The sequence below is a fragment of the Streptomyces sp. NPDC023541 genome, from assembly GCF_055559995.1.
The window spans coordinates 35,189-52,493 of the sequence record NZ_JBVHJO010000004.1 but is presented as its reverse complement, the minus strand read 5'-3'; the positions used below and the strand labels follow the sequence as shown (position 1 = coordinate 52,493).

General features: G+C 73.2%; 14 protein-coding genes. 10 read left to right on the top strand and 4 right to left on the bottom strand.

The features are described 5' to 3' along the window. Positions 1-74 precede the first annotated feature (74 nt). The 10 genes from ACZ3X1_RS10780 to ACZ3X1_RS10735 all read left to right on the top strand — a co-directional run bounded on the left by ACZ3X1_RS10780 (position 75) and on the right by ACZ3X1_RS10735 (position 14,109). Positions 75-1,658: a PucR family transcriptional regulator gene (locus tag ACZ3X1_RS10780; protein WP_356813328.1), complete on the top strand. Its 1,584-nt coding sequence runs from the start codon at positions 75-77 to the stop codon at positions 1,656-1,658. A 150-nt stretch (positions 1,659-1,808) separates the two neighbouring features. Further along, on the top strand, positions 1,809-3,254 hold the full coding sequence (locus ACZ3X1_RS10775; RefSeq protein ID WP_030037191.1) for an aldehyde dehydrogenase family protein: 1,446 nt from the start codon (positions 1,809-1,811) through the stop codon (positions 3,252-3,254). A 211-nt stretch (positions 3,255-3,465) separates the two neighbouring features. After that, positions 3,466-5,424, top strand: coding sequence for an acyl-CoA dehydrogenase family protein (locus tag ACZ3X1_RS10770; protein ID WP_390076204.1), 1,959 nt, complete (start codon positions 3,466-3,468; stop codon positions 5,422-5,424). A gap of 96 nt (positions 5,425-5,520) precedes the next feature. Continuing rightward, complete coding sequence (locus tag ACZ3X1_RS10765; RefSeq protein WP_467278674.1) at positions 5,521-6,849, top strand: hypothetical protein; 1,329 nt, start codon at positions 5,521-5,523, stop codon at positions 6,847-6,849. 21 nt (positions 6,850-6,870) lie between these two features. Continuing rightward, positions 6,871-8,124 carry a 1-deoxy-D-xylulose-5-phosphate reductoisomerase gene (dxr, locus tag ACZ3X1_RS10760; protein ID WP_356813325.1) on the top strand — a complete coding sequence of 418 codons (1,254 nt, stop codon included), beginning with the start codon at positions 6,871-6,873 and terminating at the stop codon, positions 8,122-8,124. Beyond that, positions 8,121-9,422, top strand: coding sequence for a M50 family metallopeptidase (locus ACZ3X1_RS10755; protein WP_356813324.1), 1,302 nt, complete (start codon positions 8,121-8,123; stop codon positions 9,420-9,422). The genes dxr and ACZ3X1_RS10755 overlap by 4 nt, the downstream gene beginning before the upstream one ends. A 174-nt stretch (positions 9,423-9,596) precedes the next feature. Next, positions 9,597-10,754, top strand: a complete 1,158-nt coding sequence (ispG, locus tag ACZ3X1_RS10750) for a flavodoxin-dependent (E)-4-hydroxy-3-methylbut-2-enyl-diphosphate synthase (protein WP_467278670.1) — start codon at positions 9,597-9,599, stop codon at positions 10,752-10,754. Positions 10,755-10,900: 146 nt separating this feature from the next. Further along, complete coding sequence (locus ACZ3X1_RS10745) at positions 10,901-11,746, top strand: GNAT family N-acetyltransferase (RefSeq protein ID WP_356813323.1); 846 nt, start codon at positions 10,901-10,903, stop codon at positions 11,744-11,746. Positions 11,747-11,808: 62 nt separating this feature from the next. Next, on the top strand, positions 11,809-12,351 hold the full coding sequence (locus ACZ3X1_RS10740) for a GNAT family N-acetyltransferase (RefSeq protein ID WP_356813322.1): 543 nt from the start codon (positions 11,809-11,811) through the stop codon (positions 12,349-12,351). Between the two features lie 42 nt (positions 12,352-12,393). Next, positions 12,394-14,109, top strand: a complete 1,716-nt coding sequence (locus ACZ3X1_RS10735) for a proline--tRNA ligase (protein ID WP_467278665.1) — start codon at positions 12,394-12,396, stop codon at positions 14,107-14,109. 127 nt (positions 14,110-14,236) lie between these two features. Here ACZ3X1_RS10735 and ACZ3X1_RS10730 read toward each other — a convergent pair whose 3' ends face one another. The 4 genes from ACZ3X1_RS10730 to ACZ3X1_RS10715 form a co-directional block, all read right to left on the bottom strand. Continuing rightward, a complete protein-coding gene (locus ACZ3X1_RS10730) occupies positions 14,237-15,235 on the bottom strand; it encodes a slipin family protein (RefSeq protein WP_467278661.1) in 999 nt (332 codons plus the stop codon). A 70-nt stretch (positions 15,236-15,305) separates the two neighbouring features. Continuing rightward, on the bottom strand, positions 15,306-16,208 hold the full coding sequence (locus tag ACZ3X1_RS10725; RefSeq protein WP_356814366.1) for an aminoglycoside phosphotransferase family protein: 903 nt from the start codon (positions 16,206-16,208) through the stop codon (positions 15,306-15,308). Positions 16,209-16,242: 34 nt separating this feature from the next. Further along, positions 16,243-16,683, bottom strand: a complete 441-nt coding sequence (locus ACZ3X1_RS10720; protein WP_467278659.1) for a ferritin-like domain-containing protein — start codon at positions 16,681-16,683, stop codon at positions 16,243-16,245. After that, positions 16,680-17,225 carry a hypothetical protein gene (locus ACZ3X1_RS10715; RefSeq protein WP_467278656.1) on the bottom strand — a complete coding sequence of 182 codons (546 nt, stop codon included), beginning with the start codon at positions 17,223-17,225 and terminating at the stop codon, positions 16,680-16,682. The genes ACZ3X1_RS10720 and ACZ3X1_RS10715 overlap by 4 nt, the downstream gene beginning before the upstream one ends. Positions 17,226-17,305 lie beyond the last annotated feature (80 nt).

Genomic DNA, 17,305 nt, shown 5'->3' with positions numbered 1-17,305 from the left:
GACACGGCGAAAAGCGTCGGCGGCTCCTCCCCGCTTCCCCTCCCGCTCCCTCCCGCTAAGGCCCCTGGTAACCGATGCCGCTGACCCTCGCCTCACTCGTCCAGCACTCGGCGCTCAAGCTCAGCGTCCGGGCGGGGGAGAGCCGCCTGGACACCCCCGTGCGCTGGGCCCACGTCAGCGAGCTGGCCGACCCCGTCCCCTATATGGAGGGCGGGGAACTGCTCCTGATCACCGCGATGAAGCTGGACGCCGACGACCCCGAGGAGATGCGCCGCTACGTACGCCGCCTCGCCGCGGCCGGGGTGGTCGGCATCGGCTTCGCGATCGGCGTCAACTACGAAGCGGTCCCCGACGCGCTCGTCGACGCCGCGCGGAGCGAGGACATGCCGCTGCTGGAGGTGCCGCGCCGGACGCCCTTCCTGGCGATCAGCAAGGCCGTCTCCGCGGCGCTCGCGGCGGACCAGTACCGGGCGGTTACCGCCGGTTTCGAGGCGCAGCGGGAACTGACGCGCGCCGCGCTCTCCGCCGACGGGCCGGCCGAGCTGCTGGCGAAGCTCGCGGCGCACGTGCACGGCTGGGCGGCGCTCTACGACACCTCCGGCGCGGTCGTGGCGGCCGCCCCCGAATGGGCCGCGCGCCGCGCCGCCCGGCTGACCCCGGACGTGGAGCGGCTGCGGGAGCGGCCGGCGCCCGCGAGCGCCGTGGTAGGAGGTTCCGAGGACCGCGTCGAGCTGCAGTCCCTGGGCACCGGCCGGCGGGCGCGGGGCGCGCTCGCCGTCGGTACCGGCGCCCCGCTGGGCACGGCCGAGCGCTACGCCGTGCACTCCGCGGTCGCGCTGCTGACGCTCACCACCGAGCGGTCGCGCTCGCTGCACGACGCCGAGTCCCGGCTGGGGGCGGCGGTGCTGCGGATGCTGCTGGCGGGGGAGCCCGACCACGCCCGGGCCGTGGCCGGGGACCTGTACGGGTCCCTGCTGGACGCGCCGTTCCGGCTGATCGTGGCCGAGCCGGCGCTGGCGGGAACCGCGCAGCCGGAGGGGCTGGCGCTGCTGACCGACACCGTGGAGTCGGCGGCCGCCCGCACCGGGGAGGCGCTGCTGGTGGTCCCGGAGCCGGGACGGCTCGTGGTCCTCGCCTCCGACGCCGGCTCGGCCGTGCAGGCGTGCACGGACCACGCGGAAGCCCTGGAGGCCCGGCGCGGCCGGGACGCGGCCGGCCCCGAGCCGGACGAACTGGTGGTCGGGCTGTCCGCGCCCGCCGGGCCCGGCGGCGTCGCGGCGGCACTCAAGCAGGCCGACCAGGCCCTCGCCGTGGCCCGCCGGCGCGGCCGCCCGATGGTGGAGCACGAGGACATGGCGGCGGGCTCAGTCCTGCCGCTGCTGGCCGACGACGCGGTACGGGCCTTCGCGGACGGCACCCTGCGCGCCCTGCGGGAGCACGACGCGACGGGCCGCGGCGACCTCGTCGCCTCCCTGCAGGCCTGGCTCTCCCGCCACGGCCAGTGGGACGCGGCCGCCGCCGACCTCGGCGTGCACCGGCACACCCTGCGCTACCGGATGAAGCGGGTCGAGGAGATCCTCGGACGCTCCCTGGAGGACCCCGACGTCCGCATGGAGCTGTGGCTCGCCCTCAAGGCCACCTCCGCCGCCGGCCAGTGAACCGCGAGGGGCCCGCCCGGCTGCGACAGTGACAAACCGGCGCGACCCCGACGGCAGGTACTACACCCCGGATAAACGCCGAATCCCCCGGGGAGTCCTACGGTGGAGGGGTCAGGACCCACCGCACACTTCCGAAGGGCCGGGATTCGCATGACTTCCACCCACGCCTTCTGGCTCGCCGGCCGCCAGGCCACCGGCGAGGACAGCTTCGACGTCCACTCCCCGTGGGACGGCCGCCTGGTCGGCACGGTCAGCGTGCCCACCGACGAGCAGGTCGAAGAGGCCGTGGCCGCGGCGTACGCCGTGACGGCGGAGTTCTCCGCGACCCCCGCCCACGTACGGGCCGCGGCCCTGGACCACGTGTCCAAGCGGCTCGTCGAGCGCACCGAGGAGATCGCCCAGCTGATCTCCGCCGAGAACGGCAAGCCCGTCAAGTGGGCCCGCGGTGAGGTCGGCCGTGCGGTGTCCGTGTTCCGCTTCGCAGCGGAGGAGGCCCGCCGCTTCAACGGCGGTGAGGCCCAGCGCCTCGACACCGACGCCGGCGGTGTCGGCCGTCTCGCGCTGACCCGCCGCTTCGTCAAGGGTCCGGTCCTCGGCATCGCGCCGTTCAACTTCCCGCTGAACCTGTGCGCCCACAAGGTGGCCCCGGCCATCGCCGTCGGCGCGCCGATCATCCTCAAGCCGGCCCCGGCCACCCCGCTGTCCGGCCTGATCCTGGGCGAGCTGCTCGCCGAGACCGACCTCCCGGCCGGCTCCTGGTCGGTCCTGCCGGTCGCGAACGACAAGATGCCCGCCCTGGTCAAGGACGAGCGCCTGCCCGTTATTTCCTTCACCGGCTCCGACACCGTCGGCTACGCCATCCAGCAGTCGGTGCCCCACAAGCACTGCACCCTGGAGCTCGGCGGCAACGCCGCGGCCGTGGTCCTGGACGACTGGTCCTCCGAGGCCGACCTCGACTGGGCCGCGACCCGCATCGCGACCTTCTCGAACTACCAGGCCGGCCAGTCCTGCATCTCCGTGCAGCGCGTGATCGCCGACGCCTCCGTCTACGACCGTCTCGTCGAGAAGGTCGTCGCGAAGGTCCAGGCGCAGGTCACCGGCGACCCGAACGACGACGCCACCGACGTCGGCCCCCTGGTCTCCCAGGCCGCCGCCGAGCGCGTCGAGTCGTGGGTCGACGAGGCCGTGTCCGCCGGCGCCAAGCTGCTCACCGGCGGCAAGCGCGAGGGTGCCTCGTACGAGCCGACCGTCCTGGCGAACGTACCCGAAGGCGTCAAGCTCGCCACCGAGGAGGTCTTCGGCCCGGTCCTCACCCTGCTGCGGGTCGAGAACACCGACGAGGCCTTCGCCGCGGTGAACGACTCGAAGTTCGGCCTGCAGGCCGGCGTCTTCACCCGCAACGTCCAGACCGCGTTCCGTGCCCACCGCGAGCTCGAGGTCGGCGGCGTGATCATCGGCGACGCGCCGTCCTACCGCGCCGACCAGATGCCGTACGGCGGCGTCAAGCAGTCCGGTGTCGGCCGCGAGGGCGTCCGCTACGCGATGGACGACTACACGTACGAGCGGGTCCTGGTCCTGACCGGCCTCGACATCTGATCTCGTACGGCCGAAGAGCCGACGGCCGGAGCCCACTGTGCGGGGGCTCCGGCCGTCCCCCTTTTCCGGGCCGGGTCCGGCCCCCGGGCCGGGCGGTTCCCCCGACTGGTCCGCCCCGGCTTTTCCCGCGCGGCCGGGCGGGGTACGACTCACAGGTAGCACCGGCCAGTGGGCCGGCACCACCGACTCCGGCGGCGAGGTGAGTCCCCGCATGTCCGCAACACAGCCCGTACAGCCCAGCGGCACACAGCCCAAGGTGACCGAGCGCGAGGCACGACAGGTCGCTGAAGCGGCCCGGGAACAGGACTGGCGCAAACCCAGCTTCGCCAAGGAGCTCTTCCTGGGACGGTTCAGGCTCGACCTGATCCATCCCCACCCGCTCCCCGCCGACGAGGACGTCCGCCGGGGCGAGGCCTTCCTCGCCCGGCTGCGCGAGTTCTGCGAGACCCGTATCGACGGCGCCCTCATCGAGCGCGAGGCGAAGATCCCCGACGAGACCGTGCGCGGGCTCAAGGAGCTCGGCGCCCTCGGGATGAAGATCGACCCCAAGTACGGGGGCCTCGGCCTCACCCAGGTCTACTACAACAAGGCGCTCGCCCTCGTCGGCTCGGTCAGCCCGGCCATCGGGGCCCTGCTCTCCGCCCACCAGTCGATCGGCGTGCCCCAGCCGCTGAAGATGTTCGGCACGCAGGCCCAGAAGGACGCCTACCTGCCGCGCTGCGCCACCACCGCCATCAGCGCCTTCCTGCTCACCGAACCCGACGTGGGCTCCGACCCCGCCCGCCTGGCCACCACCGCCGTCCCGGACGGCGACGACGCCTACGTCCTCGACGGGGTGAAGCTGTGGACCACCAACGGGGTCGTCGCCGACCTGCTCGTGGTCATGGCCCGGGTGCCGAAGTCGGAGAACCACCGCGGCGGGATCACCGCCTTCGTCGTCGAGGCCGACTCGCCCGGCATCACCGTCGAGCACCGCAACGCCTTCATGGGCCTGCGCGGCCTGGAGAACGGCGTCACCCGCTTCCACCAGGTGCGGGTCCCCGCCGACCAGCGCATCGGCGCCGAGGGCGCCGGCCTCAAGATCGCCCTCACCACGCTCAACACCGGCCGGCTCTCCCTGCCCGCCATGTGCGTCGGCGCCGGCAAGTGGTGCCTGAAGATCGCCCGCGAGTGGTCCGGCGTGCGCGAGCAGTGGGGCCGGCCGGTCGCCCGGCACGAGGCGGTCGGCGCCAAGATCTCCTTCATCGCCGCCACCACCTTCGCCCTCGAAGCGGTCGTCGACCTCGCCTCCCAGATGGCCGACGAGGACCGCAACGACATCCGCATCGAAGCAGCCCTCGCCAAGCTCTACGGCTCCGAGATGGCCTGCCTGATGGCCGACGAACTGGTCCAGATCCGCGGCGGACGGGGTTTCGAGACCGCCGAGTCCCTGGCCGCCCGCGGCGAGCGCGCCGTCCCCGCCGAGCAGATGCTCCGCGACCTGCGCATCAACCGGATCTTCGAGGGCTCGACCGAGATCATGCACCTCCTGATCGCCCGCGAGGCCGTGGACGCCCACCTGTCGGTGGCCGGCGACCTCATCGACCCCGACAAGGACCTCGGCGACAAGGCCAGGGCCGGCGCCCGCGCCGCCGGGTTCTACGCCCGCTGGCTGCCCAAGCTGGCCACCGGCCCCGGCCACGTCCCCGGCACCTACCGGGCCTTCCACCCCGGCGGCCACCCCGACCTCTCCACCCACCTGCGCTATGTGGAGCGCAGCGCCCGCAAACTCGCCCGGTCCACCTTCTACGCGATGTCGCGCTGGCAGGGCCGCATGGAGACCAAGCAGGGCTTCCTCGGCCGGATCGTCGACATCGGCGCCGAACTCTTCGCGATGAGTGCGGCCTGCGTCCGCGCCGAGCACCTGCGCGCCTCGGGACAGCACGGCCGCGAGGCCTACCAGCTGGCCGACGCCTTCTGCGAGCAGTCCCGGCTGCGCGTGGAGGAGCTCTTCGGCCGGCTCTGGTCCAACACCGACGACCTCGACCGCAAGGTGGTCGCGGGCGTCCTGTCCGGGACCTACGCCTGGCTGGAGGAGGGCGTCCTCGACCCGTCGGGCGACGGCCCCTGGATCGCGGACGCCGCCCCCGGCGCCTCGACCCGAAAAAACGTGCACCGCCCCATCCGCTGACCTGCGATCATCGCCGCACGTCGGACAGACGTACGAGGATGAGTACGCGTACGGAACCGGTACGCGTACGAGCACAGCACGAGGCGGACGAGAACGATGCCGACGGCCGAGCAAGACCGCACCAGCCGACGGCTGGCCTGGTGCGTGGCGCACCTGCTGCGCCACGCACCGGACCACGTCGTCGTCGACATGACCCGCCGGCTCGACGGGCCGACCCTCAAGTACCTCTGCCGGGACGAATGGCTGGCGGCCTCCACCGTCACCCTGCTGCTGCGCCACGCGGGCGCGGCCGACCGGGGCTACATAGCCCGCAACCCCCGCGTCGTGGGACGGCCCCTGCCCGGCCTGCCCGGGCCCGCCCGCTACGCCCGCCGCCGCACGCCGCCGGAACTCCTGCCCGTGCTCCGCGCCGAGCTGGGCCGCGACCCCGGCGCGGAACCCCTCACCACCGCCGAGACGCTCGGCCTGCTGCGCCGGCACGGCCGGCGCGGACCGCGGGTCCCCCTGGACATCCTGGCGCTGCCCCACGAGCTCGCCCCGGAGCAGCTGATCGCCGAGCACTCCCGCCTGCCGCTGACGGCCGGCTCCGTCGAGGCCCTGCTGCTCGTCGCCGACCTGCCCCGGGAGACCGTCGGCGGGCTGCTCGCCACCGCCGCGGCGCCGGCGGATGCCCACGCCTGGCACCGGCCGGCCGTCCGCGCCGTCCGCATGGGCCGGCTCACCCACGAGGAACTCGTCACCCACGTCGCCCCCGCCCGCCACACCCTGCTCCTCGGCCACCTTCCCGCCCGCCGCTCCCTGCGCTGGACCCTGCCCGAGCAGGCCGGCATGCAGACCGCCGTGATGCGGGCCCTGCGCCCCCTGGGGGACGACCCGCGGCTGTGGGCGGAGCTGCTGCGGCACGCCGCCCGCCACCCGGGGCCGCTGCCCGCACTGGTTGCGGGCGTCGTCGACGGGACCCTGCCCGAACCGGACGGCGCGGGGGAGGCGTACCCCGAGCTCACCCGGGCCGTGCGCCACCTGGCCCCGACCGCCGCCGAGCCGACCGGCGACGTCGAGCGCGAACTGGCCCTCGCGAGCCTCGCCGTGCCCATGGAGAGCGTCGACGAGGACATCCGCTGGGTGCGCGACTGCCTCGACCGCGGCCTGCTCACCGGCATCGACGTGATCCGGCACAAGCTGCCGGCCTGCTGGGCCCTCGACGAGGACCACTGGCTCGGCGACGTCGACCACCCCGACCGGCACGACCACGCAGGCGCCGTCCTCGCCGCCCACGCGGAGGCGTACCGGCTGCTCACCGTGGCCCTCGGCGAGGACCCGGAGGCCTGGTGGCGGACCGCCCGCACGCTCCCCGACTTCGCCGGAACGCTCCCGCACCTCCTCCTGCGGGTCACGGAAGGGGGCTCCGTGTCGGGCCGCCCCTGACTTGCGGCAACAATGGGGGGCATGAGCGACCGTCCAGCCCCCCTCGCCGACCCGCACCTCCTCTTCGACGCCGCGGCCGGCCGCCGGGACATCGTGATCCTCGGGTCCACCGGCTCCATCGGCACCCAGGCCATCGACCTCGCCCTGCGCAACCCGGACCGCTTCCGGGTCACCGCACTGTCCGCCGCCGGCGGCCGGGTGGCGCTGCTGGCCGAGCAGGCCCGGCTGCTGCGGGTCGAGAAGGTGGCCGTCGCCCGCGAAGACGTCGTACCGGCCCTGAAGGAGGCGCTCGGCGCCGAGTACGGGCCGGGTGAGGCGCTGCCCGAGATCCTGGCCGGGCCGGAGGCCGCGACCGAACTCGCCGCCTCCGAGTGCCACACCGTCCTCAACGGCATCACCGGATCCATCGGCCTCGCGCCGACTCTCGCCGCGCTGCGGGCCGGCCGCACCCTGGCCCTGGCCAACAAGGAGTCGCTGATCGTCGGCGGCCCGCTGGTCAAGGCCCTCGCGAAGCCCGGCCAGATCATCCCCGTGGACTCCGAGCACGCCGCGCTCTTCCAGGCGCTGGCCGCCGGCACCCGCGCCGACGTGCGCAAGCTCGTGGTGACCGCCTCCGGCGGCCCCTTCCGCGGCCGCACCCGCGCCGAGCTGGCACGCGTCACCGTCGAGGACGCGCTCGCGCACCCGACCTGGGCCATGGGCCCGGTGATCACCGTCAACTCGGCGACCCTGGTCAACAAGGGCCTGGAGGTCATTGAGGCGCACCTGCTCTACGACATCCCGTTCGAGCAGATCGAGGTCGTGGTCCACCCGCAGTCGTACGTGCATTCGATGGTGGAGTTCACCGACGGCTCCACCCTCGCCCAGGCCACCCCGCCGGACATGCGCGGCCCCATCGCGATCGGCCTCGGCTGGCCCCAGCGGATCGCGGACGCGGCCCCCGCCTTCGACTGGACCAAGGCGTCCACCTGGGAGTTCTTCCCGCTGGACACCGAGGCCTTCCCCGCCGTCGGCATCGCCCGGCACGTGGGCGCCCTCGGCGGCACCGCCCCCGCCGTGTTCAACGCGGCGAACGAGGAGTGCGTCGAGGCGTTCCTGGCCGGTCGGCTGCCGTTCACAGCAATCATGGATACGGTCTCTGCCGTGGTCGATGAGCACGGGACTCCGGAGTCGGGAACCTCCCTGACCGTCCAGGACGTCCTTGAAGCAGAGGCCTGGGCCAGGGCCCGGGCGCGGGAGATGGCGGCTCGGGCCGCTGCGGAGGCGCGCGCATGACACTTCTGATGACGGTGCTCGGAATCGTGATCTTCGCGGTCGGCCTGCTGGTCTCCATCGCGTGGCACGAGCTGGGGCACCTCTCCACGGCCAAGCTCTTCGGCATCCGCGTGCCGCAGTACATGGTCGGCTTCGGCCCGACCGTCTGGTCGCGCAGGAGGGGCGAGACGGAGTACGGGATCAAGGCCATCCCCATGGGCGGATACATCCGCATGATCGGGATGTTCCCGCCCGGCCAGGACGGCAAGGTCACCGCCCGGTCCACCTCGCCGTTCCGGTCGATGATCGAGGACGCGCGCTCGGCGGCGTACGAGGAGCTCCGGCCCGGCGACGAGACCCGGCTCTTCTATACGCGCAAGCCGTGGAAGCGCGTGATCGTGATGTTCGCCGGCCCGTTCATGAACCTGGTCCTGGCCGTGGCGATCTTCCTCACCACCCTGATGACCTTCGGGCTGAACACCCAGACCACCTCGGTCGCCACCGTCTCGGACTGCGTCATCCAGCAGAGCGAGAAGCGCGACAAGTGCCGGCCCGGCGACCCGGCCGCACCCGCGAGGGCGGCGGGCCTCAAGGCCGGCGACAAGATCGTCGCCTTCAACGGCCGCCAGGTCGACGACTGGTCCGCCCTCCAGAAGGACATCCGCGCCACCGTCGGCCCCGCCACGATCACCGTGGTCCGGGCCGGCGAGCGCCTCGACCTCAAGGCGAACCTGATCGAGAACAAGGTCGCCAAGACGGACGGCAGCGGCGCATACGTCAAGGACGAGTACGTCACCGCCGGCTTCCTCGGCTTCGCACCCGCCTCCGGCTACGTACCGCAGTCCTTCGGCCAGTCCGCCGAGCGCATGGGCGAGATGATGGAGGCCGGCGTGCAGTCGCTGGTCGCCCTGCCCTCCAAGGTCCCGGACCTGTGGAACGCGGCCTTCAACGGGGCCGAGCGCAAGCAGGACAGCCCGATGGGCGTCGTCGGCGCGGCCCGCGTAAGCGGTGAGATCTTCACCCTCGACATCCCCGCCCAGCACCAGCTGGTGTTCTTCCTGAACCTGCTGGCCGGCTTCAACCTCTCGCTGTTCCTCTTCAACATGCTGCCGCTGCTCCCCCTCGACGGCGGGCACATCGCCGGCGCCCTCTGGGAGTCGCTCCGGCGGGGCGTGGCACGGATCTTCCGCCGCCCCGACCCCGGCCCGTTCGACGTGGCGAAGCTGATGCCCGTCGCGTACGTCGTCGCGGGCCTGTTCATCTGCTTCACCCTGCTGGTGATGGTGGCCGACGTGGTGAACCCCATCAAGATCACCTAGTTTGCGGGGCCGTATCCCAGTCGTACCGGAGCCGGGCACGGATCGTGCCCGGCTCCCTACGTTCGGGTGGCGCACCCCCTCGGATGCACGGCCCGCCCCTGGGTTGGCGTAATCTCGAAGCCTGGAGCCCGCCGATCTCGGGACCTTGATCCACACCTTGGGGTTGCACAGCAGATGACTGCCATCTCTCTCGGAATGCCGGCCGTGCCGACGAAGCTTGCCGACCGCAGGGTCAGCCGCAAGATCCAGGTCGGCAAGGTGGCCGTCGGTGGCGACTCACAGATCTCCGTGCAGTCGATGACCACCACCAGGACCTCCGACATCGGGGCGACGCTCCAGCAGATCGCCGAGCTCACCGCCTCCGGCTGCGACATCGTCCGCGTGGCGTGCCCGACGCAGGACGACGCCGACGCGCTCGCCGTGATCGCCAAGAAGTCGCAGATCCCGGTCATCGCCGACATCCACTTCCAGCCGAAGTACGTGTTCGCCGCGATCGACGCCGGCTGCGCCGCGGTCCGCGTGAACCCGGGCAACATCAAGCAGTTCGACGACAAGGTCAAGGAGATCGCGAAGGCCGCGAACGAGACGCGCACGCCGATCCGCATCGGTGTGAACGCCGGCTCCCTCGACGCCCGACTGCTGAAGAAGTACGGCAAGGCCACCCCCGAGGCCCTGGTCGAGTCGGCGCTGTGGGAGGCCTCCCTCTTCGAGGAGCACGGCTTCGGCGACATCAAGATCTCGGTCAAGCACAACGACCCGGTCGTCATGGTCAACGCCTACCGCCAGCTGGCCGCCGCCTGCGACTACCCGCTGCACCTGGGCGTCACCGAGGCCGGGCCCGCCTTCCAGGGAACCATCAAGTCCGCCGTCGCCTTCGGCGCCCTGCTCTCCGAGGGCATCGGCGACACCATCCGCGTCTCCCTCTCCGCACCGCCGGCGGAGGAGGTCAAGGTCGGCATCCAGATCCTGGAGTCGCTGAACCTCAAGCCGCGCCGCCTGGAGATCGTCTCCTGCCCCTCCTGCGGCCGCGCCCAGGTCGACGTCTACAAGCTGGCCGAAGAGGTCACGGCGGGCCTGGAGGGCATGGAGGTCCCGCTGCGCGTCGCCGTCATGGGCTGCGTCGTCAACGGCCCGGGCGAGGCCCGCGAGGCCGACCTCGGCGTCGCCTCCGGCAACGGCAAGGGCCAGATCTTCGTGAAGGGCGAGGTCATCAAGACCGTCCCCGAGTCGAAGATCGTCGAGACCCTCATCGAAGAGGCGATGAAGATCGCGGCGCAGATGGAGGCCGACGGCGTCACCAGCGGCGAGCCGACCGTCGCCATCGGCGTCTGAGCCATCCGGCCACCGGCACTCGGCCCCGGCCCCGTTCCCGCAGTTCGGGAGCGGGGCCGGGGCTTTTTCGTGACCTGTGGACGCGGCATCGCCCGGCGCCGCCGGGTACAGTGCGGAGATCAGCAGACTTGCATGGTGAGGCCCCAGTGTTGACGCAGACCACCACCCGGGTCCTTGAGCCCAGTGATCTCGACGCCGCGCTCGACATCCTCGGACGCGAGCCGGTCGAGAACGCCTTCGTCACCTCCCGGGTCCAAGTCGCCGGACTCGACCCCTGGCGCCTGGGCGGCGAGATGTGGGGCTGGTACGCCGGCGGCGAGCTCCGTTCACTCTGCTACGCCGGAGCCAACCTCGTGCCCGTCTGCGCCGAGCCCGACGCCGTACGGGCCTTCGCCGACCGGGCCCGCCGCACCGGCCGCCGCTGCTCCTCCATCGTCGGCCCCGCCGAGCCCACCCGGCGGCTGTGGCAGCTCCTGGAACCCAGCTGGGGCCCGGCCCGCGAGGTCCGCGCCCACCAGCCCCTCATGGTCATCGACCGTCCCTCCACCACGGTCGAGGCGGACCCGCAGGTCCGCCGGATCCGCAAGACCGAGATGGACCTGATCATGCCCGCCTGCGTGGCCATGTTCACCGAGGAGGTCGGCGTCTCGCCGATGGCCGGAGACGGCGGACTGCTGTACCAGGCCCGCGTCGCCGAGCTCGTCGCGGGCGGCCGCTCCTTCGCCCGCGTCGAGGACGGCAAGATCGTCTTCAAGGCGGAGATCGGCGCCGCCACCCCCCGCGCCTGCCAGATCCAGGGCGTCTGGGTGGCCCCCGAGTTCCGCGGCCGCGGCCACTCGGAGACCGGGATGGCCGCCGTCGTCGAGTACGCGCTGCGCGACGTGGCGCCCGTGGTCAGCCTCTACGTGAACGACTTCAACACCGCGGCGCGGGCCGCCTACCGCCGGGTGGGCTTCCGTGAGGTCGGCGCGTTCATGAGCGTGCTGTTCTGAACCGCCGGACGACTCCGGACGCGGCATTCCGGCACACCCTTACCCCGAAGTAAGGTCGCCGCATGCTGCCTTCCGGAGTCCGTATCGGCCCCCTCGACCTCGCCGCCCGCGTGGACGAGGCCCTGCGCGTGCAGGCCGTCGCCTTCGGCCTCAGCGAGGAGGAGGTCGGCATCCGGCGCTACATCGTCCAGCGCCACATGACCTGCAGGGGCGCCCGCGCCCTCGGGGCCTTCGCCGAGGACGGCGCGCTCACCGGATTCGTGTACGGGATGCCCAACGACCGCACCCACTGGTGGTCCACCATCGTCGAGCCGTACCTGCGGTCCGGCGGGCACGAGGACTGGCTGGACGACTCCTTCGTCATCACCGAACTGCACGTCCACCCCGGCTTCCAGGGCCACGGCGTCGGCCGCGCCCTGATCACCACCATCACCGACGCCGCCGCCGAGCCCCGCTCGATCCTCTCCGCCATCGACACCGAGAGCCCCGCCCGCGGGCTCTACCGTGCCCTCGGCTACGTCGACCTCGCCCGCCAGGTCCACTTCCCGAGCGCGAGCCTCCCGTACGCCGTCATGGGCGCCCCACTGCCGCTGACCAGGGCCTGAAATGGTTTCCGGGGTCCACGGGCCCCCGGTAACCTCCCGGGCATGTCCACACATCACGTACAGCGCATGTCCCGCCTCATGGCCAAGACCCTCCGCGAGGACCCGGCCGACGCCGAAACCCTCAGCCACCGGCTCCTGGTCAGGGCCGGATACGTCCGGCGCAGCTCCGCCGGTGTGTGGACGTGGCTGCCGCTCGGCAAGCGGCTCCTGGACAACGTCAGCCGCGTGGTCCGCGAGGAGATGGACGCCATCGGCGCCCAGGAGGTGCTGCTCCCGGCCCTGCTGCCGAAGGAGCCGTACGAGGTGAGCGGCCGCTGGTCGGAATACGGCGACCTGCTGTTCCGGCTCAAGGACCGCAAGGGCGCGGACTACCTGCTCGGCCCCACCCACGAGGAGATCTTCACCCTGGTGGTGAAGGACCAGTGCACCTCGTACAAGGACCTGCCGGTCATGCTGTACCAGATCCAGACCAAGTACCGCGACGAGGCCCGGCCCCGGTCGGGCGTGCTGCGCGGCCGCGAGTTCCAGATGAAGGACTCGTACTCCTTCGACGTGTCCGACGAGGGGCTGGAGGAGTCCTACCGGCTCCACCGCGAGGCCTACGTCCGCATCTTCGAGCGGCTGGGCCTGGACCACCGCATCGTCTCGGCGGTGTCGGGGGCGATGGGCGGGTCGGCGTCCGAGGAGTTCCTGGCCCCGGCCGGGGCCGGCGAGGACACCTTTGTGGACTGCCCCTCCTGCGACTACGCGGCCAACACCGAGGCCGTGACCTTCGCACCGGCGGCCCCCGTGTCCGCGGAGCACCCGCCCCTGGAGGAGGTGGACACCCCCGACACTCCGACGATCGAGACCCTCGCCGCGCACCTGGGGGTCCCCGCCTCGGCGACGCTGAAGAACCTCCTGGTGAAGGTCGACGGCGAGATCGTCGCCGTGGGCGTGCCCGGGGACCGGGAGGTGGACCTCGGCAAGCTGGGCGAGCACCTGGCCCCCGCGGTCGTCGAGCTCGTCACCGCCGAGGACTTCACCGACCGGCCCGACCTCGTCCGCGGGTACGTGGGCCCGCAGGGCCTGGAGAAGGTCCGCTACCTGGCCGACCCGCGGGTCGCTCCGGGCACCGCCTGGGTGACGGGCGCCAACAAGCCCGACACGCACGCCCGCAACGTGGTCTGCGGCCGTGACTTCGAGGTGGACCGGTACCTGGACGTGGTGGTCGTGGAGCCGGGCGACCCCTGCCCCTCCTGCGGCGCCGGGCTGCGGCTCGACCGCGCGATCGAGATCGGGCACATCTTCCAGCTCGGCCGCAAGTACGCGGACGCCTTCGGGCTGGACGTGCTGGGCCGCGAGGGCAAGCCGGTGCGGGTCACGATGGGCTCCTACGGCATCGGCGTCTCCCGCGCGGTGGCCGCACTCGCCGAGCAGACGGCGGACGAGCGCGGCCTGTGCTGGCCCGCGGCGGTCGCCCCGGCCGACGTCCACGTCGTCGCGGCGGGCAAGGCGGTACCCCTGGCTCTGGCCGAGCAGGCGGCGACGGTCCTGGCCGCGTCGGGGCTCCGGGTCCTGCTGGACGACCGGCCGGGCCTCTCCCCGGGCGTGAAGCTCACGGACGCGGAGCTGATCGGCGTGCCGTGGATCCTGGTGGCGGGCCGCCGCTCGGCCGACGAGGTCGTCGAACTCCAGAACCGCGCCACGGGCACCCGCGAGGAACTCCCCCTGACCGAAGCCCTCGCCCGCTTGCGCGCCGCCCCCGCCGGCGCCTGAGGCACGCAGCCCGTAACCGCCCCCGACTTCCCCTCAGCCCCGCCGGCGTTTGAGGCGCGGGGTCTGGGGGCGGAGCCCTGGGGAAACGGTGAAAGGGGCGGGGCGGGGAGAAGGCCCCGCGCAGCGGCTACGGCGGGGACTCGTCCGGGTACGGCGGCGGCTCGGCGGCCCCGAGGGCTCGCTCCTCCGCCGCCCGGTCGAGGGCTGAAGGCCCGCCGTCCGACCCCGCGGCGTCGACCTCGGCCGGCGCCTGCGCGGCGTCGACGGCGGCCGGCGCCTCCGCGGCGTCGACCTCGGCCGGCCCGGGGCCTTCGGAAGCCGGGCCGGCCGAGGCCGGTTCCTCCCGCGCGGCAGCCGCCGGAGGCGGTGGGGCGGCGCGTTCCAGGAAACGCAGCAGCTCCACCGGAAACGGCAGCACCAGCGTGGAGTTCTTCTCGGCGGCGACGGCCACGACCGTGTGCAGCAGGCGCAGCTGAAGCGCGGCGGGCTGCTCGGACATGACCTCCGCCGCCTCGGCGAGCTTGTGCGAGGCCTGCAGCTCCGCGTCCGCGTTGATCACGCGGGCCCGGCGCTCGCGGTCGGCCTCCGCCTGCCGCGCCATCGACCGCTTCATCGTCTCCGGCAGCGACACGTCCTTGATCTCGACCCGGTCGATCTGCACGCCCCAGCCCACCGCCGGGCTGTCGATCATCAGCTCCAGGCCCTGGTTGAGCATCTCCCGGTTGGACAGCAGATCGTCCAGGTCGGACTTTCCGATGATCGACCTGAGCGAGGTCTGCGCCATCTGCGAGACGGCGAAGCGGTAGTCCTCCACCGCCACGACCGCGTTCGCCGGGTCGACGACCTTGAAGTACACGACCGCGTCGACCCGCACCGTGACGTTGTCCCGGGTGATGCCCTCCTGCGCGGGTACCGGCAGCGTCACGATCTGCATGTTGACCTTGCGGAGCCGGTCGATCACGGGAACGATCACCGTGAAGCCGGGAGGCCGGATCTCCTCCCGCAGCCTGCCGAAGCGGAAGACCACGCCCCGCTCGTACTGCTTCACCACCCGGGCGGCGGCGCCCATGTAGACCACGACGCCCACGCCTGCGGCGACCACTGCTGTCAGCAGTTCCTCGACCATGACGGCCCCCTGCCGGACATACCTACCTCTTTACGGTATGCCCACGGGAGGGTCCGGTCGATCAGGCCGCCTACAGCCAGGCCGCGAACTCCAGCAGGAGCTCCGCGTCCCGGCGGCGCCCCGCGGCCAGGGCGCGGTTGCCCGATTCCACCGCCCGGAAGAGGGTCCAGCCCCGCAGCCGGTCCCGGTCGACCTCCAGTGCGTCCGCCAGCTTGTTCACCCGGCGCCGGGCGCCCGCCGCCCCCGCCGAGGAGGCCATCTGGTCCTCCAGCCGGTCCCGGACCAGCCGCGCCAGGTCATACGCCCGCTCGCCGACCAGCGGGTCCGGTCCCACCGTCAGCCACGGTGCCCGCTCGCCCGCCAGCACCTTGCCCTGGCGGAAGTTCCCGTGCAGCAGCAGTTCCTCCGGCGGCGCCGCCACCAGCTCCTCGCGCGCCGCCAGGGCCGTGTCGGCCAGCGTCCGCACCTCCGCCGGGGCAGCCTTCAGCGCCGCCGACTGGGCGCCGGTGCGCTCCGCCACCGTCTCCCACCCGTGCCCGGCGGGCGGCGCCACCCACAGCCGGCGCAGCGTGCCGCTCGCCTCCAGCAGCGCCTTCGCCTCCGGCAGGGACCGCAGCGACACCTCCGGGTGCAGCCGCTCCAGCAGCAGGGCCCCGTCGTCCTCGTGGTGGCGGGTGTCGAGCACCCGTACGGCGCCGAAGCCGCCCCAGTGAGCGAGCGCGGCCAGCTCCCGGTCGGGCCGGGCGTGCGGGGGCGCGAGTTTCAGAGCGGCCGGGGTCCCGTCCGCGTAGGTGACGAGGACGACCAGACTGCTGCGGCCGCCCGGGGCCTGCACCCGCTGGGCCCGTAGGCCCCGCCGGGAGAGCGCGGCCTCGGTGAGCCCGGGCAACTGCCCCAGCCAGTCCGTGTCCTGCGCCGTTCCCGGCATCTCGCCGAGCGCCCGTACAAGCCGCTGCGGCGGTTCGAAAGCCATGCGTGCGTGGTCCCTTTCAGCTGGTGAGGGCTCGCTATGCGCGTTCCGTGAGCCCAGGGAAGGCTACGCCGACACCGCGCCAGCGTGCCGCGCGCACGGCCGCGGCGCTCAGCGCGTCGGCCGCCTCGCGGCGCAGCGGGCCCTCCGCCGCCCGCACCAGATCGGAGTACGCACGGGCCACCCGGTCCTCGACCACCGCGGCCAGCCGCTCGGCGTCGGCGGGGCTGCGCACCTCGAACGGCAGGGCGTACGCGGCCTCAGAGGGCCGGGGCGCGCCGCCCAGCTCGCGCACGGTCCGGGCCAGCGCGTCCCGACGGGCGAGGTGGCTGCCGTACGCCTCCCGGGCCTCCGTGGCGCGGGCGCCGGTGCTGCGCGCGCCGATCACCCCGTACCCGTACGCGGCCGCGTGCTCGGCGGCGAGGGCCGCCTGGGCGGCCTCCAGGGCCCGTCCGGCGGGGGAGGGGTCGGGCTTCACGGCTTGGCTCCGGGAGTCGAGGTCAGCAGGTACACGTGCACGGCGCCGCAGGCGGCCACCGAGGCCAGCATCCGGGCCAGTTCCCCCGGCGCCCCGGCCAGGTCGATGGTCCGGGCCTCGGCCAGGCTCCGCTCGGCGTCGGCGAGGGCGGTGAGGGCTTCGGCGGGATTGGCGGACACCGGCTCGCCGCTGGCCGCGGGCGCCGCGGCCCCCGTACCGCCGGACGGCGACGCGGCGGGGGAGGGCGAGCCCGACGCGGCGGCGGGGGACAGGGCCGCCGTGTGCGCGGCGACGGCGGCGCGCAGGGGAGCGAGCCGCGCGGCCAGGTCCGGATGGGCGGCGGCCGTGGTGTCGTAACGTTCCAGCAGCCGCGCACTGTCACGAACGGCCGCCTCCCGCATCCGCCGTTCGAGTGAAATCGCCGGGTCGGAGGCCGCTGAACGGTCGTCGGTGCACCCGGTGAGCAGCGCGGCACCGGCCGCGCCGGCGGCCCCGGCGAGCAGGCTCCTGCGCGAAGGTCTCGAAGGCGGAGTCCAGGGCACGGCGTCGTCCTAGGGGGTGTGGGGCGGGGCAGGGTGTGATCACGGTACCCGGGGCCCTGCTCGGAGGGCGGACGGCAACA